Source organism: Serratia sp. Ae19-1 (assembly GCF_059801225.1).
This window is the reverse complement of sequence record NZ_JBCHWD010000002.1, coordinates 1-19681: the sequence shown is the minus strand read 5'-3', so window position 1 is coordinate 19681 and position 19681 is coordinate 1. Positions and strand designations below refer to the sequence as shown.

Sequence of the window (19681 nt, the reverse complement as noted above, 5' to 3'; positions counted from 1 at the left end):
TAACAAAGGACACCATTTGGAAAGCCTGTTTAAACTGCCTGTGGCGAGTGGGGCCGCGGTCAGGATTCTACAAATAACAGATACCCACCTTTTTGCCGGCGAACACGAGACGCTGCTCGGCATCAATACCTATCGCAGTTATCACGCGGTGCTGGAGGCCATTCAGGCGCAGCGCCGCGATGTCGATCTGATCGTCGCCACGGGAGATTTGGCGCAGGATCATTCGCAGGCGGCGTACCGCCACTTTGCCGCCGGCATTGCGCAACTGCCGGCTCCCTGCGTGTGGCTGCCGGGCAACCACGATTTTCAACCGGCGATGGTCGACGCGTTGGCCGCCGCCGGCATCGCCCCTTCCAAGCAGGTGTTGCTGGGCGACAGCTGGCAGGTGCTGATGTTGGACAGCCAGGTATTCGGCGTACCGCACGGCGAATTGAGCGAATACCAGCTCGAATGGATGGAGCGCTGCCTGCAGGCTCACCCCGAGCGCTATACGCTGCTGCTGTTGCACCATCATCCGCTGCCTTCCGGCTGTACCTGGCTCGATCAGCACAGCCTGCGCAACCCGCATATGCTGGGGGCGATCCTGCTGCGCTACCCGAAAGTGAACACCGTGGTGTGCGGGCACATTCACCAGGATTTGGATCTGGAATGGCAAGGCCGGCGTCTGCTGGCGACGCCGTCCACCTGCGTGCAATTCAAGCCGCACTGCACTAACTTTACCATCGACGACGTCTCTCCCGGTTGGCGCTACCTCGATCTGCTGCCGGACGGCCGCGTCGAGACGCAGGTGTTCCGCCTGGAAAACGACGACTTCCGCCCCGATATGGACTCGGATGGATACTGATGCCTTCGACACTGCTCTACCTGCACGGTTTCAACAGCTCGCCGCAGTCGGCCAAGGCGGTGGCCTTCAAGGCCTGGCTGGCCGAGCGTCATCCCGATATCGAGATGCTGGTGCCGCAGCTGCCGGCGTTTCCGGCGGAGGCCGCCGAGATGCTGGAGAACCTGGTGCTGGAACGCGCCGGGCAAACGCTCGGGCTGGTGGGCTCATCGCTGGGCGGCTATTACGCCACCTGGCTGTCGCAGTGTTTTTCGCTGCCGGCGGTGGTGGTCAACCCGGCGGTCAAGCCGTTTGAGCTGCTGGTCGACTACCTCGGCGCCAACGAGAACCCCTACACCGGCCAGCAATATGTGTTAGAGTCTCGGCACGTTTACGATCTGAAAGTGATGCAGATCGATCCTTTGGAGTCGCCGGATTTAATCTGGCTGCTGCAGCAAACGGGCGATGAAATTCTCGATTACGGCCAGGCAGTGGCGTATTACACCGCGTGTCGGCAAACGGTGGAGTCGGGTGGAAACCACGCCTTCGTCGGTTTCGAGCACTACTTCCCCCAGATTGTGGATTTTTTAGGGCTAAACGCGGTCTGACGGACCGTTCCGGCACCTCCCTTTAACCACGAAAAAATAATCAACGATGACTCAATCCAGCTATAACGCTGATGCCATTGAAGTACTCAGCGGTCTAGAACCAGTGCGCCGTCGTCCCGGCATGTATACCGACACGACGCGCCCAAACCACCTCGGCCAAGAGGTGATCGATAACAGCGTCGACGAAGCGTTGGCCGGCCACGCCAAGCGCATCGACGTGATTCTGCACGCCGATCAGTCGCTGGAAGTGATCGACGACGGCCGCGGCATGCCGGTGGACATCCACCCGGAAGAGGGCGTGCCGGCGGTTGAGTTGATCCTGTGCCGGCTGCACGCCGGCGGTAAATTCTCGAATAAAAACTACCAGTTCTCCGGCGGCCTGCACGGCGTTGGCATCTCGGTGGTCAACGCCCTGTCGAAGCGGGTGGAAGTCAACGTGCGCCGCGATGGCAACGTTTACAGCATCGCCTTCGAAAACGGCGACAAGGTGCAAGATCTGACGGTGACCGGCACCTGCGGCAAACGCAACACCGGCACCAGCGTGCACTTCTGGCCCGACGAACAGTTCTTCGACAGCCCGCGTTTCTCGGTATCGCGCCTGACTCACCTGCTGAAGGCCAAAGCGGTGCTGTGCCCCGGCGTCGAGATCTATTTCATCGACAAGGTGAACAACACCGAACAGCGCTGGTGTTACCAGGACGGCCTGACCGACTACCTGATGGAAGCGGTCAACGGCCTGATCACACTGCCGGAAGCGCCGTTCGTCGGCAACTTCGCCGGTGACACCGAAGCGGTGGACTGGGCGCTGCTGTGGCTGCCGGAAGGCGGTGAGCTGCTGACCGAAAGCTACGTCAACCTGATCCCGACCATGCAGGGCGGCACCCACGTCAACGGCCTGCGTCAGGGGTTGCTGGACGCGATGCGCGAGTTCTGCGAATTCCGCAATATTCTGCCGCGCGGCGTGAAGCTGTCGGCGGAGGATATCTGGGATCGCTGCGCCTACGTGCTGTCGGTGAAGATGCAGGATCCACAGTTCGCCGGGCAGACCAAAGAGCGTCTCTCCTCGCGTCAGTGCGCGGCCTTCGTTTCCGGCGTGGTGAAAGACGCCTTCAGCCTGTGGCTGAACCAGAACGTTCAGGCGGCGGAACAGCTGGCCGAGCTGGCGATTTCCAGCGCCCAGCGCCGTCTGCGCGCCGCCAAGAAAGTGGTGCGCAAGAAGCTGACCAGCGGGCCGGCGCTGCCGGGCAAGCTGGCGGACTGCACCTCGCAGGATCTGGCCATGACCGAACTGTTCCTGGTGGAAGGGGACTCGGCGGGCGGATCGGCCAAGCAGGCGCGCGATCGCGAATATCAGGCGATCATGCCGCTGAAGGGCAAGATCCTGAATACCTGGGAAGTCTCCTCGGACGAAGTGCTGGCCTCGCAGGAAGTGCACGACATTTCCGTGGCGATCGGCATCGATCCGGACAGCGAAGATCTCAGCCAGCTGCGCTACGGCAAAATCTGCATTCTGGCGGATGCGGACTCCGACGGCTTGCACATCGCCACGCTGCTGTGCGCGCTGTTCGTGCGCCACTTCCGTTCGCTGGTGAAAGGCGGCCACGTCTATGTCGCCATGCCGCCGCTGTACCGCATCGATCTCGGTAAAGAGGTGTTCTACGCGCTGGATGAAGAAGAAAAAGCCGGCGTGCTGGAACAGCTGAAGCGCAAGAAGGGCAAGCCGAACGTCCAGCGCTTTAAAGGCCTGGGCGAGATGAACCCGCTGCAGCTGCGCGAAACCACCCTCGATCCGAACACCCGCCGTCTGGTGCAGCTGACGGTGGCGGAGGATGACGTCGATCAGACGCTGGCGGTGATGGACATGCTGTTGGCCAAGAAGCGCTCGGAAGATCGCCGCAACTGGCTGCAAGACAAGGGCGACATGGCCGAATTGGCGGTCTGAGCCTGACCCTGGCCCGGCGGTTCGTCGGGCCTGCTTTCCCGCAGGGCGTTCATGCGGCGCCCGATAACCTGGGGCGGAGTGCATGAAGATCACGCTCGAAGAATTGCTGGCGTTCACCTCGGTGGTCGACAGCGGCTCCATTACCTCCGCCGCCGATCAGCTCGGCCAGACCACCTCCGGCATCAGCCGCGCGCTCAGCCGCCTGGAGAACAAGCTCGATACCACCCTGATGCGCCGCACCACGCGTCGCTTAGAGCTGACCGAAGAGGGGCAGAGTTTCCTGAGCCATGCGCGTACGATCATCAGCTCGGTGGAAAATGCCGAGGAGCAAATGGCGGTGCGCCGGCAAATGCCTGCCGGGCGGTTGCGGATCAACGCGGCCGCGCCTTTCATGGAGCACGTCATTGTGCCGATGGTGGCCGGGTTCAGAGAACGCTATCCGCAAATTTCGCTCGAACTGAACACCGACAACCTGATTATCGATCTGCTGGAAAAACGCACGGATATCGCCATTCGCATCGGTGTGCTGCGTGATTCGACCATTCACGCGCGCGCGCTGGGGGCCAGCCGGCTGCGCATTCTCGCCAGCCCGGCTTATCTGCAGCGGTGCGGTGTGCCGCAGAGCGTGGATGAGCTGCATCATCATTGCCTGCTGGGTTTTACCCAGCCGGAATCGCTGAACCAGTGGCCGTTGCGTTATCGCCAGGCGCCACATTTCACCATCACGCCAACCCTGGCTGCATCCAGCGGTGAAACGCTGCGGCAATTGGCGCTGCGAGGCGAGGGGATCGTACAGCTGGCAGACTTCATGACCCGCCGCGATCGTGAAGAGGGCCGGCTGGTGACGTTGCTGGAACAGGAGACGCTGGACGTGCGCCAGCCGATCAATGCCGTTTATTACCGCAATACGCAATTGGCGGCGCGCATCACCTGTTTTCTTGACTACGTCAGCGCGCACATCGACGCGCAGACGTTATAAGGCGGGGTTTACAGGGCGTTTTCCAGAATGTAGATCTCGGTGCCCTGCACGCTGTCCTTGAGGGTGTCGCGGTGTTTGAGCATGTGCTCAATCGCCAGGTGTTTTTCCAGATGCGCCATGCTTTCCCATTTCTCCAGCATGAATACCGAATCCGGCGACAGCTTCTGCCAGGGGGCTTGGGTATTGCTGTCGATCATCGGCGTATATTCGCCGCAACCTTCTTCCGCCAGCACCAGTGGCACCAATTTTTCAATGGCTTGCAGTACGGTGGCGCGGTGGCCCGGTTTGGCTTTGATTTCTGCAATTACAGTGATCATGCTTGCCTCGTTAATGAAGATATTCTGGCTCAGTTAAGCAAAAATTTTCGCCAGATGCTCGCGATAACGTGCGATATCCGTCTCGATATCCGGTTGTTTTATCACGTCATTGCAGATAAAGGTCGGCAGCGCTTCCATTCCCAGGAACTGATTGGCTTTGTGGAAGTGCAGATAAACGCCATCGACGCCGACGCCGTGGAAGAACTGATCGGGATCGGTGAAAGCTTCCAGCGGGGCGTTCCAGGTCAGGCTCAGCAGGTATTTCTTGCCCTGGATCAGGCCGCCGGAGCCGTATTTTTTACCGGCGTCGGTGCGGGTGCGGCCGTCGCTGGCGTACAGGCTGCCGTGACCGGCGGTGAACACTTCATCGATGTACTTTTTCAGGATCCAGGGCTCGCCCATCCACCAGCCCGGCATCTGATAGATGACCGCGTCGGCCCACAGGTATTTCTGTACTTCGGCCTCGATGTCATAGCCGTCGTCGACCACGGTGACCTGCACATCGTGCTGCAGATCGCGCAGGAAGCTTTCCGCCACGTCACTCAGGGTTTGGTTGAGTTCGCCGTTAGAATGGCCGAATTGCTTTTTAGCGTTGATAATCAGGATATTGCTCATCTTTCGCGGCTCCCGTCAGAGTTAAGATATGGCATGCTTCCCGCCGAAAGGGGGGAAACTACCTAGCTGGCGGTGAGTGTAATCGTTAGCCGCGCAGGTAAAAATGCGATCTGGCGCACAACAGTGTTGACTGCCAGTCAATAAACAGGCCGCCAGAGAGCGAAATTTTGCATAAACCGCATAGCGCAACCGGCCGTCGCCGGCGATCCTTGCGCCAACTGTGACAGCTACCCCGCAGATGGGTTACTATCGCGGGCAGAATCGACAAGCGATGCCTTTTGTCGTCCAAGGGATTGCCAAGCCACGGTCTGAGGATAATTGAGTAATGAGTGATCTGACTCATGACGGTGTAGAGCGTTTACCGCTGCACACATTCACTGAAAACGCCTATCTGAACTATTCCATGTACGTCATCATGGATCGGGCGTTGCCGTACATTGGCGACGGTTTGAAGCCGGTACAACGCCGCATCATCTACGCCATGTCTGAGCTGGGGCTGAACAACAGCGCCAAATTCAAAAAATCCGCCCGTACCGTGGGCGACGTGTTGGGTAAATACCACCCGCACGGCGACAGCGCGTGTTATGAAGCCATGGTGCTGATGGCGCAGCCGTTCTCGTACCGCTATCCGCTGGTGGACGGCCAGGGGAACTGGGGTGCGCCGGACGATCCCAAGTCGTTCGCGGCGATGCGTTATACCGAATCGCGCCTGTCCAAATACGCCGAAGTGTTGCTGGCCGAACTGGGTCAGGGCACGGTCGACTGGATCCCGAACTTCGACGGTACGCTGCAAGAGCCGAAGATGCTGCCGGCGCGTCTGCCGAACATCCTGCTGAACGGCACCACCGGCATCGCGGTCGGCATGGCGACCGATATTCCGCCGCATAACGTGCGCGAAGTCGCCGCCGCTGCGGTGGCGCTGCTCGACAAGCCGGGCGCTTCACTCGACGATCTGCTCGAATTCGTGCAGGGGCCGGACTTCCCGACCGAAGCCGAGATCATCACCCCGCGCGATGAAATTCGTAAGATCTACCAGAGCGGCCGCGGTTCGGTGCGCATGCGCGCCGTGTGGAAGAAAGAAGATGGCAGCGCGGTGATCACCGCCTTGCCGCATCAGGTGTCCGGTGCCAAGGTGCTGGAGCAGATCGCCAGTCAGATGCGCGCTAAAAAGTTGCCGATGGTTGAAGATCTGCGCGATGAGTCCGACCACGAAAACCCGACGCGTCTGGTGATCGTGCCGCGCTCCAACCGCATCGATCTGGAGCAGGTGATGAATCACCTGTTCGCCACCACCGATCTGGAACGCAGCTACCGCATCAACATGAACATGATCGGTCTGGACAACCGCCCGCAGGTGAAAGGGCTGGTGGAGATCCTCACCGAATGGCTGGCCTACCGTCGCGATACGGTGCGCCGCCGCCTGAACTACCGCCTCGAGAAGGTGCTGAAGCGTCTGCATATCCTCGAAGGTTTGCTGGTGGCGTTCCTCAACATCGACGAGGTGATCCACATCATCCGCAGCGAGGATGAACCGAAGCCGGTGCTGATGCAGCGTTTCGGCATCTCCGACACCCAGGCGGAAGCGATTCTCGAGCTGAAACTGCGCCATCTGGCCAAGCTGGAAGAGGTCAAGATCCGCGGCGAACAGGATGAGCTGGCGAAAGAGCGCGATCAGCTGCAGGCGCTGCTGGCGTCCGAGCGCAAGCTGAACACGCTGATTAAGAAAGAGATCCAGGCCGACGCGCAGACCTACGGCGACGATCGCCGTTCGCCGCTGACCGAGCGTGCGGAAGCCAAGGCAATGAGCGAGCACGACTTCGTGCCGTCCGAGCCGGTAACCATCGTGCTGTCGGAAATGGGCTGGGTGCGCAGCGCCAAGGGTCACGATATCGATCCGAGCGGTTTGAGCTACAAGGCCGGCGACAGCTTCCGTGGCGCGGCGCGCGGCAAGAGCAACCAGCCGGTGGTGTTCATCGACTCTACCGGGCGCAGCTATGCGCTCGATCCGATGACGCTGCCTTCGGCGCGCGGGCAGGGCGAGCCGTTGACCGGCAAGCTGACGCCGCCGCCGGGCGCCACCATTGAACAGGTGCTGATGGCGGCCGACGATCAGAAACTGTTGATGGCCTCCGACGCCGGTTACGGCTTCGTTTGCACCTTCAACGATCTGGTGGCGCGCAACCGCGCCGGCAAGGTGATGATCACGCTGCCGGACAACGCCAGAGCGCTGCCGCCGATGGAGATCCACGGCGCAGACGACATGCTGCTGTCGATCACCGCCGCCGGGCGCATGCTGATGTTCCCGGTCGCCGATCTGCCGCAGCTGTCGAAGGGCAAGGGCAACAAGATCGTCTCCATTCCGGCGGCGCAGGCCGCGGCCGGCGAAGACAAACTGGCCTGGCTGTTCGTCCTGCCGCCGCAGGCCTCCGTCACGCTGCACGTCGGCAAACGCAAGCTGACGTTGCGTCCTGAAGATCTGCAGAAATTCCGTGCGGAACGCGGCCGCAAAGGCACCCAGCTGCCGCGCGGCCTGCAGCGCATCGATCGCGTCGAAGTGGATGCGCCGGTGCGGGCTGCGAGCGGCGACAGCGAAGAGTAAGCGTTGGCGCTGGCGTTAATGGGCGGTCGCAGCGTGCTGTGGCCGCCTTATTTATTTTTGCTGGCGTTTATTTTCCAAATAGTTAACATTTCTGCGCATAAAATTATTGTGCGTACTGCCGCCGGGCGGGAAAATAGCGAGAAATGCAGGCGACATGGGCGTGCTTTCCGCCTTGCCGGCAAATCAAATAATGAGTAAAGGAATCTGCGCAGCGAAGTAAACTGCGTTGGCAGTGTGCTAATGAGGTTGTTATGTTATTGATTTTGCGTGCCGTTCTCGCCACTCTTTTCTGTATTCTGGTGTGTATTTTCGGTTCTGTTTATTGCTTGTTCAGCCCGCGCAACCCTCGCCATGTGGCGACCTTCGGCCATCTTTTCGGCCGTCTGTCGACGCTGTTCGGCATCAAGGTTGAAACCCGCGTGCCGGCCGATGCGGCCAACAACGGCAACTGCATCTATATCGCCAACCACCAAAATAACTACGACATGGTGACGGCCTCCAATATCGTGCAGCCGCGCACCGTGACCGTCGGTAAAAAAAGTCTGGTGTGGATCCCGTTTTTCGGCCCGCTGTATTGGCTGACCGGTAATCTGCTGATAGATCGTGATAATCGCGCCAAGGCGCACGGCACCATCGCCCAGGTGGCGGAGCAGTTCAAGAAGAAAGACATTTCGATCTGGATGTTCCCGGAAGGGACCCGCAGCCGCGGGCGCGGGCTGATGCCGTTTAAAACCGGCGCGTTCCACGCGGCCATCGCCGCCGGCGTGCCGATTGTGCCGATCTGCGTATCCACCACCAGCGGTAATATAAATCTTAACCGTTGGAATAACGGTCATGTGATCGTCGAGATGTTGGCGCCGGTGGATACCAGCAAGTACGGCAAAGAAAACGTGCGCGAGCTGGCGGCCCATTGCCGCGAGCTGATGGAGGCGAAGATCGCCGAATTGGACGCCGAAGTCGCCCAGCGCAACGCCGCAAAAAAATAAGAGTCTACCGGCTTCAAAGAATAAGGTTTTAATTGGCGTTCAGCGCCGTTAACGCCTGAACGCCTGCTAATCTTGATTGGCGGGCGTTTGGGTTTTGCACACGGTTTAGTTATTGCTTTTCATGGAGAAAATATGTCACTCAGTCGACGTCAGTTTTTACAGGCATCGGGCCTGGCGCTGTGCGCGGGCGCCGTGCCGCTGAGGGCTGAGGCGAGCGGAACGCAGACCCCGTTACCCATTCCCCCGCTGCTGGAATCTCGCCGCGGTCAGCCGCTGTTCCTGACCTTGCAGCGCGCCCACTGGGCGTTTATGGATAACCGCAAAGCGGCGGTGTGGGGCATCAACGGCATGTACCTGGGGCCGACGGTGCGGGTTTACAGCGGTGATGACGTCAAACTGATCTACAGCAACCGTCTGCAGGAGCCGGTGGCGATGACCATCAGCGGTCTGCAGGTGCCGGGCACCCTGATGGGCGGCGCGCCGCGCATGATGTCGCCTAACGTCGACTGGTCGCCGGTGCTGCCTATTCGCCAGGCGGCGGCCACCTGCTGGTACCACGCCAACACGCCAAACCGTATGGCGCCGCACGTATACAACGGGCTGGCCGGGCTGTGGCTGGTGGAAGATGCCGTCAGCAAAGCGCTGCCGCTGCCCAACCACTACGGTGTCGACGATTTCCCGCTGATCATTCAGGACAAACGCTTCGATAACTTCGGCACGCCGCAATACGATGCACCGTCGCAGGGCGGTTTCGTCGGCGATACGCTACTGGTCAACGGCGTGCAAAACCCGTATGTCGAAGTGTCGCGCGGCTGGGTGCGTTTGCGTTTGCTCAACGCTTCCAATGCCCGGCGTTATACCCTGCAGCTCAGCGACGGGCGGCCGTTCAACGTGATCGCCAGCGATCAGGGCTTCCTGCCTGCGCCGGTCGCGGTGCAACAGCTGTCGTTGGCGCCGGGGGAACGTCGGGAAGTGCTGATCGACATGTCGAAGGGCGACGAGGTGACCATCACCGCCGGTGAAGCGGCGGGCATCATGGATCGCCTGCGCGGCCTGTTCGAACCGTCGAGCATTCTGGTGTCCACTCAGGTGCTGACGCTACGCCCAACCGGCCTGCTGCCGCTGGTGACCGACAACCTGCCGATGCGCCTGCTGGCGGATCAGCTGTTGGACGGCAGCGCCAGCCGCACCCGCGATTTCCGCCTGGGTGAGGGTGGCGTCGGCATCAACGGCGCGATTTGGGACATGAATCGCATCGACGTGCAGGCGCAGCAAGGCACCTGGGAACGCTGGAACATTCATGCGGATACGCCGCAGGCGTTCCATATTCAGGGCGTGCAGTTCCTGATCAAACGCGTTAACGGCGCGCAGCCGATGGCGGAAGATCGCGGCTGGAAGGATACCGTCTGGGTCGATGGCGACGTTGAGCTGTTGGTGTATTTCAACCAACCCACCTCCGAACACTTCCCGTTCCTGTATTACAGCCAGACGCTGGAGATGGCCGACCGCGGCACCGCCGGCCAGCTGATGGTGCAGCCGGCGATGTAACCTGCTCTGCGGGCCGCTTACGGCGCCCGCAGCATTTCCAAAAAGGCCTGCACCACCGGTGTCACGCTGTCGGTGCGGTATACCGCGTACAGATCCGCCGAAGGCGCGTGCTGCAGCGAGCAAAACCGCACGCCGGGCCATGGGATGCGGCCGTAGCTGTCCGGCAGCAGCGTAATGCCGCAGCCTTCCGCCACCAGCGCCAGCAGGGTCTGCGGCTCGTTAACCTGATACGCGACGTCCGGCAGGAATCCCTGTTGCAGGCACAGATTGTGCAGATACAGCCCCAGGCTGGCCTCATGCGGCGGCAGCACAATGAAGCTGTCGTTCTGCAGCGCCGCCAGCGGAATATTTTCCTGCTGCGCCAGCGGGTGACCGAGCGGCAGCACCACGGCGATGCTTTCGCACGCCAGCCGTTGGCAGGTCAATCCCGGCAGCGTCTGCTGCTGCGCCTCTCGCCATACCCCGATATCGATATGCCGCTTTTGCAGCGCGGCGATTTGCTGGCTGGGCGTCAGCTCGTTCAACGACCAGGTGACGCCGACGCTCTGCTCGCTGAAGCGCCGCAGCGCCGCGATCAAACCGCCCCAGGCTGAGGTGCCGACCATGCCGACCACCATGTGGCCGCCTTCGCCGCGCCCCATTTGTTGTACCTGATGCAGCGCGCTGTCGGCCTGATCCAGCAGCCGTTCGACGTTGCGCAGCAGCGTGCGGCCGGCCGGCGTCAGCGTCATGGAGCGGGTGGTGCGTTTGAACAGCACTACCCCGAGCTGGCTTTCCAGTTCTTTGATGTGCTTGCTGAGCGGCGGCTGTGACATATTCAGCCGCCGCGCCGCCTGAGTAAAATTCATCTCTTCCGCCACCACGCGGAAATAATGCAGCAGGCGGAAGTTAATCCGACCGGGATCGGGCAGGGCATGGGGCGGGTTCATCCGGGGTAACGCCTCCTGTGACGCAGCTCAACTTATAGGTAAATGGAATAAATCAGCCGCCAAGAATGTATTGGTCTCGGCCATGCCTCGCTCTCTACTATGGGCATTATTGTCCCCCGCTGAAAGAGAGAATACGATGTTTAATCAAGAAGATGCTTTTACCTGCGCCGATGTCGTCCGCGCCCGCCTGCCGGGTTTCCAGCCGAAGGCGGCCTTGATTCTCGGCTCCGGGCTCGGCGCCCTGGCGGAGGTGATGACCGAAACCGTCACCATCGATTACGCGGAGCTGCCGGGTTTCCCGGTGAGCGGCGTCGCCGGCCACGCCGGGCAACTGGTTGCCGGCAAGCTGGAGGGCGTGCCGGTATTGTGCATGAAAGGGCGCGGTCATTTCTATGAAGGGCGTGGCATGCAGGTGATGACGACTGCGGTGCGCACCTTCAAGTTGCTGGGCTGTGAATTCCTGCTGGCGACCAACGCTGCCGGTTCGCTGCGCCGCTCGGTGGCACCGGGCAGCCTGGTGGCCATTACCGATCACATCAACTTCATGCCGGAATCGCCACTGGTCGGCGCCAATGACGATCGCTTCGGGCCGCGCTTCTTCAGCCTGGCGAACGCTTACGATCGCGATCTGCGCGCCCAGTTGGCGGCGGTGGCCGAAAGCGCCGGCATCCCGCTGGCGGAAGGGGTGTTCGCCGCGTACACCGGGCCGAACTTCGAAACGCCGGCGGAGATCCGCATGATGCAGACCCTCGGCTGTGACGTGGTGGGCATGTCGATCGTGCCGGAAGTTCTGACGGCGCGCCACTGTGGCCTCAAGGTGCTGGTGGTGTCCGCGATGACCAACTACGCCGAAGGGCTGTCGGATACCCCGCTCTCCCATGAACAAACGCTCAGCTGCGCGGCGCTGGCGGCGGACGATTTCATGCGTCTGATCCGCGAGCTGTTCAAAACGCTGTAACACCGCAAGCATACCGGCGGCGGGCTGCAGGGGGCCCGCCGCACCAATCATCGTTGAAAGCATAATAACAAGGTGATGGCGATGGCGATAAAAACACGATTGAAGTTAATGATTTTCCTGCAGTTCTTTATCTGGGGTGCCTGGCTGGTGACGCTGGGCTCCTACATGATCAACACGCTGCATTTCAGCGGCATGCAGGTGGGGATGGTCTACAGCGCCAAGGGCATCGCGGCGCTGGTCATGCCGGGGCTGGCGGGCATCATCGCCGACCGGTGGATGAAGGCCAACTACCTGTATGCGCTTTGCCACCTGCTCGGGGCGCTGGCGCTGTACTGTGCGGCGCAGGTTGAACAACCGATGCTGATGTTCTGGGTGATGCTGTTCAACGCCATGGTCTATATGCCGACCATCGCGCTCTCCAACGCCATTTCCTATTTCTGCCTGGAGAAACACGGCTTTGACACGGTGAAGGACTTTCCGCCGGTGCGGGTGTACGGCACGGTGGGATTCATTCTGGCGATGTGGCTGGTCGGTTTCAGCCAAATCGAGCTCAGCAACCTGCAGCTATATCTGGCATCTGCGGCCTCGCTGCTGCTGTCCGCCTACTCGCTGACGTTGCCGCGCTGCCCGACCAACCGCGCGGCCGAGTCGAAGAGCTGGGTCAGCGTGCTGGGATTGGATGCGCTGGTGCTGTTCCGCCAGCGGCGCATGGCGCTGTTTTTCCTGTTCGCCATGTTGCTTGGCGCGGCGCTGCAGATAACCAATACCTTCGGCAATCCGTTCCTGCACGATCTGTCGCTCAATCCGCTGTATCAGGACAGCCTTAGCGTCCGGTATCCGGCGGTGCTGCTGTCGCTGTCGCAGATCTCCGAAGTGTTCTTTATCCTCACCATTCCCTTCTTCCTGCGCCGTTACGGCATCAAGCAGGTCATGTTGATCAGCATGGCGGCCTGGACGCTGCGCTTCCTGTTCCTGGCCTATGGCACGCCGGTCGGCTTTGGTTTCGTGCTGCTGTTGTTGTCGATGATCGTCTACGGCTGTGCGTTCGACTTCTTCAATATTTCCGGCGCCATTTTCGTCGAGAAGGAGGCCGATCACCGCATCCGCGCCAGCGCGCAGGGGCTGTTCATGACCATGGTCAACGGTTTGGGCGCCTATCTGGGGGCGCTAGCCAGTGGCGAGGTGGTGGACTTCTTCAGCCATGACGGCGTGAAAGACTGGCAGAGCATCTGGTTGGTGTTTGCGCTGTATACGCTGGTGCTGGGGATCGTCTTCGCATTGAGCTTCAACTACCGCCACCAGCCGCAGGAGAGCGCGGCGGCGGCGCAGTGAGGCAGAGGGCGCAGCCAGGCTGCGCCCGGCAACGTCAGGCCTGAGGGAAGCGCTGTTGCAGTTGCTGCCGGCTCGGCGGATTGGCTGCGCCGAGGCTGGCCACCACGCAGGCGGCGACCCGGTTGGCCAAATCGACCGCCTGCGGCAGCGGCCAGCCGGCGGACAGGCCCGCCAGCAAACCGGCGCAGTGGGCATCGCCCGCGCCGATGGTATCGACCACGTCCACCGGATAGGCGGGAACGTGCAGCGGCGGCGTGCGGCCATCGCAGATCCATGCGCCGTCGCGATCCAGGCGGCAAATCAGCGTCAGATTACGCGCGGCGGCATAGCGCTGCGCGGCTTCCACGGCGTCACCGGCGCCGCACAGCGTGGCCACCTCGTCGCGGTTGAGCGTCAGCAGGGTGTGGCTGTCGCTGAGCATGGCGAAGAAATCTTCGCTGAGCTGAGCGATGCGCGGGCCGGGATCGATCAGGCGCGGTTGGTCGAACGGCATACGCGTCAGCCACTCGCGCAGCGCCTCGCCGCTTTCGCCCGCCAGTTCGTAACCGCTGGCGTAGATCAGAGTGTGCTCCGCCAGCGGCAGCGTGGCCAGCTGCGCTTTATTCCACTGGCTTTCACAACCGGAAACCGTGATGAAGGTGCGTTCGCCGTTCGGTTCCACCAGCGCCAGGCACCAGCCGTTATCCATCTGGCCGTGACGCAACAGCACCTCCAGCCCGAGCTCGCCCATAGCGGCTTCGATCGCCGCGCCCCATTCGCCGTTGCCGACCGGCATGCCGTTGATCACCGGCGCCTCGAGGTGCACCAGCGCGCGCGCCACGTTGAACGCGCAGCCGCCGATTTGCCGCGCCTGCGGCTGGGCTTCGATATCTTCGCCGCTGGTCGGCAGGCGCGGCAGCGTCATCACCAGATCGCCGACCGCGCCCCCAATCACCAGGACAGGTGTTACAGCTTCCCACTCACTCATTGATGTTCTCTGCGTTGGGTCAGGTACAGACCGTAAGCGATCAGACTCACCGCAAACGACACAAACAGCCCCAGGCTGGAATCGGCGAACAAGCCTTTGGCCAGCGGGCCGTCGATAAAACCGGTTTTGGTGACCAGCAGGCCGCACAGGGCGCCGAGGAACCAGCAGAACAGCGGGGCTTTGCGCACGCCGCGGTTCTGGCCATGCAGGCCGTACAAAGCGTTGCCATCATACCCGTGGCGGCGGCGCAGGCACAGGTAATCGAGCAGGAAAATCGCCTCCCAGGCCGCCAGGAATACGCCGCAGAACACCAGGAAGGAGATGAACGGCCCCATAAAGTCGCCGGAGATGAACAGCACATACAGCGCGATGCCCAACACCACTACGGCGTCGATCGACACCGCCAACCACTGTTTGACCTGCACGCCGATGGTCAGCAGGTTAAGGCTGGCGGAATACAGGCTGAGCACCGCGATGGTGACGATGCCGGCGGTGGCGGCCAGCAGATAAGGAATGGCCATCCAGGCGGGCAGCACCGAGCCAATCAGCGCGATGGGGTTGGCGGCGCTGGCCAGATCGGGCAACTGCACGGAAAGCAGGATGCCGGCCAGCATCAGCAGCATCAGCGGCAAGCAGGCACCGCCCATCACTGCGGCGAAAATGCTTTTGCTCGAGGAGTTCGGGCTTTGATAGCGGCTGTAATCGGCGCCGGCGATCGCCCAACTGATGCCGGTGCCGGCGGCGATCACCGAGACCGCAGGCAGGAAGCCGGTTAACCAACTGCCGGAAGGCAGCGCCAGCACCTGGCTCCACTCGGTATTGAACAGGATATACAGCACCACGATCAGCGTCATGGTGCCGAAGATGCGGCTGAACCAGCTTTGCATCCAGACCACGGTATTTTGCCCCAGCAGGCTGACAACGATAGTGAGCCCGCCGAACAGCAGCAGGCTGAGCGCGGTCAGCAGGTGGCTGGTTCCGAGCCCGAAGGCCTCGAACAGCGCCGCCAGCGTCAGGGTGCCGGTGATCACGTTGACCGCTTCCCAACCCATCAGATTGATCCAACTGAACAGGGTCGGCGCCACGTTGCCCTTCAGGCCGAAAATCACCCGCGAGAGCGTCAGCGTAGAGGTGCGCCCGCGCTTGCCGGCGAAGCTGGTGAGGCCGACCAGCACGAAACTGGCGACGCCGACCAGTGCGGCGAGTACCGATTGCAGGAATGACAAGCCGAAGCCGACGATGATGGCGCCGTACACCACGCCGAGAATGCCGATATTGGCTGCCGACCAGATCCAAAACAGCTCGATGGGCTTACCGGTTTGCTCCGCGTCAGGCACCCGGTCGATACCGGTGCTCTCTACCTTCCATGCTTCATTGCGATTGATATCGGTCATAGCAAATGATCCCTGTTGCGCAGGGCCGCGAGGGCCGCCGCAGTTGACTGAAAATCGATTCCGTTGGCGCGGTTGACGCTGGCTATCCCGCGGTCGGGACAGGTGTCGATACCGCGCAGTGTATAGCGGCTGATGCCGCCAGGTCTGTCAAAGTGAGGGCGATGCCCGTCTTTTCGGGTGAGGCACGTCGGCCGCACGGCGCCAATGAGTGTAGTCAAAGAGTGGGTCTGCAGCGGGGTTTGGCGAAGCGGGAACCTTTCTATTTGCCGACATCGATCCGGTTCGCCCACCGCGAGGGGATCCTGTGATGCGGCGATGAGCAGTGAGCAGGCTATCCATTAGCTACGTTGCTTATTCTCGGCCGTTTGTGCTGACAGTATAGGCCCGCTACCGGCCATCAAGGGTATCCTTTAGGGCTGGCAGCGGGTTTTTTATTGTTTTTAAAGTGGGTCCCTGGTGTTGGTGCGATTGATGTATCAACATCAATAAGCACAGATTACGCGCGATCTAGATCCAATGAAAGTCCATTAGGCAAAAATTGTGATGCCACACTGAAAACATTAGCGATATTTTAGTTAAGGTGAGGGGCTTTGTCGCCGAACCGGCGATAGGATAACGGCGAACCAGGGACAAATGGCGAGACAAGAGGGTTGGCGAATGACGGATTTTATGGCCTGGCTGCGTGGCCATCTGGCCCAGGGGGCGGTAGCGCCGCGTTATATTCAGCTGGCGACGGCGATAGAAACCGCGATCAGGCAGCAGGTGTTGGCGGCGGAGGCATTTCTGCCGCCGGAACGGCAGATGGCGGAAGGTTTGGCGCTGTCGCGTGTCACCGTCAGCAAGGCGATGAAGCTGCTGGAGGAGAAGGGGCTGATTTCGCGGCAGCAGGGCGTTGGCACCCGCGTGGCGATGCGCATCGGCTATTCCCTCGATAAGGACAGCGGGTTTACCGCTCAGGCGCTGCGTCATGGCAGCCGCGTCAGCAATCGATGGCTGCTGCGCACCCGAGTCGGCGCGCCGGCCAAGGCCGCGGCGGCGTTGGGACTGGCGGAGGGGGATGAAGTGATCAAACTGCGGCGGTTACGCTTGCTGAACGGCAGCCCGGTCTCGCTGGAAACCACCTATATACCACCGCGCTTCTTGCCCGAACCGGCGCAGCTGGAACACTCGCTGTATGCGTTATGGCAATCGCGCGGCATCGTGCCGGAGGATAAACACTTTTTGCTGAAGGCGGTGTCCTGCAGCGACGAGGTCGCCGAACTGCTGAACGTGCCGTGCGGCGCGCCGTTGTTGCACATCATCCAAACCAGCCGCAACGCTCAGGGTGAGGCGCTGGAGTTCAGCGATATTTTGTGCCGCAGCGACGTTTATGAATTCGAAGTGAACGGTTAGCGAAATAACCATGCTCTTTTTGCTGCTAGTGCGTATAATCGCCGCCCGGCGATTAATTAACCTGTAAAAAGAGCAGCAGAATGAGCACCACCAGCCTGATCCAACCCGATCGTGAACTGTTTTCCTATAAGCCTTATTGGGCCGAATGTTTTGGCACCGCGCCGTTTTTACCGATGTCGCGGGCAGAGATGGATCAACTGGGCTGGGACAGCTGCGACGTGATCATCATCAGCGGCGACGCCTACGTCGATCACCCAAGCTTCGGCATGGCGATCATCGGCCGCATGCTGGAAGCGCAAGGCTTTCGCGTCGGCATCATCGCGCAGCCGGACTGGAGCAATAAAGAAGACTTCATGCGGTTGGGGAAACCGAACCTGTTCTTCGGCATCACCGCCGGTAACATGGACTCGATGATCAACCGCTACACCGCCGATCGCAAACTGCGCCACGACGATGCCTATACCGCCGGCAACGTCGGCGGCAAGCGGCCGGATCGCGCCACCCTGGTCTACAGCCAGCGCTGCAAAGAAGCCTATAAAGACGTGCCGATCGTGCTGGGCGGCATTGAAGCCAGTCTGCGTCGCATCGCCCACTACGATTACTGGTCTGATACCGTGCGCCGCTCGGTGCTGGTGGATTCCAAGGCCGACATGCTGATCTACGGCAACGGCGAGCGTCCGCTGGTGGAAGTGGCGCACCGTCTGGCCGCCGGTGAGAAGATCGGCGATATCCACGATATCCGCAATACTGCGGTGATGCGCAAAGAAGCGCTGCCGGGTTGGAGCGGCGTGGATTCCACCCGCCTCGACAAGCCGGGCCGCATCGAACCTATCCCGAACCCGTATGGCGAGGATCTGCCGTGCGCCGACGGCGCCAAGCCGAAAGAGCCGGAAGCCAAACCTGTCACCGTGCGCGCCGCCAAACCGAAGCCGTGGGAGAAGACCTACGTGCTGCTGCCGTCCTTCGAGAAAGTGAAGGGCGACAAGGTGCTGTATGCGCACACCTCGCGTATTTTGCACCATGAAACCAACCCAGGCTGCGCCCGCGCGCTGATGCAAAAACACGGCGATCGCTACGTGTGGATCAACCCGCCGGCGATCCCGCTGACCACGCCGGAGATGGACAGCGTCTTCGCCCTGCCTTATCAACGCGTACCGCACCCGTCCTACGGCCAGGATCGCATTCCGGCCTATGACATGATCCGTTTCTCGGTGAACATCATGCGCGGCTGCTACGGCGGCTGTTCGTTCTGTTCGATCACCGAGCACGAAGGGCGCATCATCCAGAGCCGTTCGGAAGATTCGATCGTTCGCGAAATCGAAGAGATCCGTGACAAGGTGCCGGGCTTTACCGGCGTGATCTCCGATCTGGGCGGCCCGACCGCCAACATGTATATGCTGCGTTGCACCAACCCGCGCGCTGAGCAGACCTGCCGCCGCGCCTCGTGCGTGTATCCGGAGATCTGCACTTATATGGATACCAACCACGAGCCGACCATCAAGCTTTACCGCCGCGCGCGTTCGCTGGAGGGCATCAAGAAGATCCTGATCGCCTCCGGGGTACGTTACGATCTGGCGGTGGAAGATCCGCGCTATATCAAGGAACTGGCGACCCACCACGTCGGCGGCTACCTGAAGATCGCGCCGGAGCACACCGAAGAAGGCCCGCTGTCGAAGATGATGAAACCGGGCATGGGCAGCTACGATCGCTTCAAGCAGCTGTTTGATCACTATTCGAAGCTGGCGGGCAAAGAGCAGTATCTGATCCCATACTTTATCTCGTCGCACCCGGGCACCCGTGATGAAGACATGGTGAACCTGGCGCTGTGGCTGAAGAAGAACCGTTTCCGCCTCGATCAGGTGCAGAACTTCTATCCTTCGCCGATGGCCAACTCCACCACCATGTATTACAGCGGCAAAAACCCGCTGAGCAAGGTGGGGTACAAGAGCGAAGATGTGGTGGTGCCGCGCGGCGATCGCCAGCGTCGTCTGCATAAGGCGCTGCTGCGTTACCACGATCCGGCCAACTGGGCGCTGATCCGCACCGCGCTGGAAGAGATGGGGCTGAAGCACCTGATCGGCAGCCGTCGCGATTGCCTGGTGCCGGCGCCGAGCATCGATGAGCAGCGCGAAGCGAAACGTCTGCAGCGCCATACCCGTCCGGCGTTGACCAAACACACCGACATCAATCGGCAGCGCACGCCGTCCAACCGGCCGCCGCGCAAACCGATTCGCAAGGCCAAGCCGTAACGGCCAGGCTCACGGGCAAACAAAAAGGAGAACCCTCGGGTTCTCC

At 61.1% G+C, this 19681-nt stretch carries 17 protein-coding genes; 12 read left to right on the top strand and 5 right to left on the bottom strand.

The features are described 5' to 3' along the window. The first annotated feature begins 16 nt into the window (after window positions 1–16). From cpdA to AAIE04_RS05515, 4 genes are all read left to right on the top strand, one after another. Window positions 17–844: a 3',5'-cyclic-AMP phosphodiesterase gene (cpdA, locus tag AAIE04_RS05530; RefSeq protein ID WP_019453065.1), complete on the top strand. Its 828-nt coding sequence runs from the start codon at window positions 17–19 to the stop codon at window positions 842–844. Beyond that, on the top strand, window positions 844–1428 hold the full coding sequence (gene yqiA, locus AAIE04_RS05525) for an esterase YqiA (RefSeq protein WP_063918730.1): 585 nt from the start codon (window positions 844–846) through the stop codon (window positions 1426–1428). The genes cpdA and yqiA overlap by 1 nt, the downstream gene beginning before the upstream one ends. A 46-nt stretch (window positions 1429–1474) precedes the next feature. Next, window positions 1475–3370, top strand: a complete 1896-nt coding sequence (parE, locus tag AAIE04_RS05520) for a DNA topoisomerase IV subunit B (RefSeq protein WP_004937254.1) — start codon at window positions 1475–1477, stop codon at window positions 3368–3370. 82 nt (window positions 3371–3452) lie between these two features. Then, a complete protein-coding gene (locus tag AAIE04_RS05515) occupies window positions 3453–4349 on the top strand; it encodes a LysR substrate-binding domain-containing protein (RefSeq protein WP_019453062.1) in 897 nt (298 codons plus the stop codon). Window positions 4350–4357: 8 nt separating this feature from the next. Here AAIE04_RS05515 and AAIE04_RS05510 read toward each other — a convergent pair whose 3' ends face one another. Both AAIE04_RS05510 and AAIE04_RS05505 read right to left on the bottom strand, forming a co-directional pair. Beyond that, the gene (locus AAIE04_RS05510; protein ID WP_498576644.1) at window positions 4358–4666 is read right to left on the bottom strand and encodes a putative quinol monooxygenase; all 309 of its coding nucleotides are present in this window, start codon (window positions 4664–4666) and stop codon (window positions 4358–4360) included. 33 nt (window positions 4667–4699) lie between these two features. Beyond that, window positions 4700–5281 carry an NAD(P)H-dependent oxidoreductase gene (locus AAIE04_RS05505; protein ID WP_019453060.1) on the bottom strand — a complete coding sequence of 194 codons (582 nt, stop codon included), beginning with the start codon at window positions 5279–5281 and terminating at the stop codon, window positions 4700–4702. Window positions 5282–5606: 325 nt separating this feature from the next. Here AAIE04_RS05505 and parC point away from each other — a divergent pair, with 325 nt between their 5' ends. The 4 genes from parC to ftsP all read left to right on the top strand — a co-directional run bounded on the left by parC (window position 5607) and on the right by ftsP (window position 10414). Continuing rightward, the gene (gene parC, locus AAIE04_RS05500; protein WP_498576643.1) at window positions 5607–7880 is read left to right on the top strand and encodes a DNA topoisomerase IV subunit A; all 2274 of its coding nucleotides are present in this window, start codon (window positions 5607–5609) and stop codon (window positions 7878–7880) included. A gap of 3 nt (window positions 7881–7883) precedes the next feature. Continuing rightward, complete coding sequence (locus AAIE04_RS05495) at window positions 7884–8078, top strand: hypothetical protein (protein ID WP_197667904.1); 195 nt, start codon at window positions 7884–7886, stop codon at window positions 8076–8078. A 53-nt stretch (window positions 8079–8131) separates the two neighbouring features. Continuing rightward, window positions 8132–8866 carry a 1-acylglycerol-3-phosphate O-acyltransferase gene (locus AAIE04_RS05490; protein WP_004937266.1) on the top strand — a complete coding sequence of 245 codons (735 nt, stop codon included), beginning with the start codon at window positions 8132–8134 and terminating at the stop codon, window positions 8864–8866. A 132-nt stretch (window positions 8867–8998) separates the two neighbouring features. Further along, a complete protein-coding gene (ftsP, locus tag AAIE04_RS05485) occupies window positions 8999–10414 on the top strand; it encodes a cell division protein FtsP (protein WP_019453057.1) in 1416 nt (471 codons plus the stop codon). Window positions 10415–10431: 17 nt separating this feature from the next. Here the strand turns inward: ftsP and AAIE04_RS05480 are convergent, their stop codons facing one another. Then, entirely contained in the window at window positions 10432–11343 is a 912-nt protein-coding gene (locus AAIE04_RS05480) for a LysR family transcriptional regulator (RefSeq protein ID WP_063918731.1), read from the bottom strand. A gap of 136 nt (window positions 11344–11479) precedes the next feature. Here AAIE04_RS05480 and xapA point away from each other — a divergent pair, with 136 nt between their 5' ends. Both xapA and AAIE04_RS05470 read left to right on the top strand, forming a co-directional pair. Further along, window positions 11480–12301 carry a xanthosine phosphorylase gene (gene xapA / locus AAIE04_RS05475; RefSeq protein ID WP_063918732.1) on the top strand — a complete coding sequence of 274 codons (822 nt, stop codon included), beginning with the start codon at window positions 11480–11482 and terminating at the stop codon, window positions 12299–12301. Window positions 12302–12382: 81 nt separating this feature from the next. Beyond that, the gene (locus tag AAIE04_RS05470) at window positions 12383–13633 is read left to right on the top strand and encodes a nucleoside permease (RefSeq protein ID WP_309530658.1); all 1251 of its coding nucleotides are present in this window, start codon (window positions 12383–12385) and stop codon (window positions 13631–13633) included. A gap of 34 nt (window positions 13634–13667) precedes the next feature. Here AAIE04_RS05470 and AAIE04_RS05465 read toward each other — a convergent pair whose 3' ends face one another. Together AAIE04_RS05465 and AAIE04_RS05460 are read right to left on the bottom strand one after the other, a co-directional pair. After that, the gene (locus tag AAIE04_RS05465; RefSeq protein ID WP_025160101.1) at window positions 13668–14600 is read right to left on the bottom strand and encodes a PfkB family carbohydrate kinase; all 933 of its coding nucleotides are present in this window, start codon (window positions 14598–14600) and stop codon (window positions 13668–13670) included. Continuing rightward, window positions 14597–15994: a purine-cytosine permease family protein gene (locus tag AAIE04_RS05460; protein ID WP_019453052.1), complete on the bottom strand. Its 1398-nt coding sequence runs from the start codon at window positions 15992–15994 to the stop codon at window positions 14597–14599. Before AAIE04_RS05460 ends, AAIE04_RS05465 begins: the two co-directional genes overlap by 4 nt. Window positions 15995–16651: 657 nt before the next feature. On the opposite strand from AAIE04_RS05460, the gene AAIE04_RS05455 reads away from it, so the two are divergent. Together AAIE04_RS05455 and AAIE04_RS05450 are read left to right on the top strand one after the other, a co-directional pair. Continuing rightward, window positions 16652–17386: a GntR family transcriptional regulator gene (locus AAIE04_RS05455; protein ID WP_004937283.1), complete on the top strand. Its 735-nt coding sequence runs from the start codon at window positions 16652–16654 to the stop codon at window positions 17384–17386. 80 nt (window positions 17387–17466) lie between these two features. Then, complete coding sequence (locus tag AAIE04_RS05450; protein WP_498576642.1) at window positions 17467–19635, top strand: YgiQ family radical SAM protein; 2169 nt, start codon at window positions 17467–17469, stop codon at window positions 19633–19635. Window positions 19636–19681: the final 46 nt, after the last annotated feature.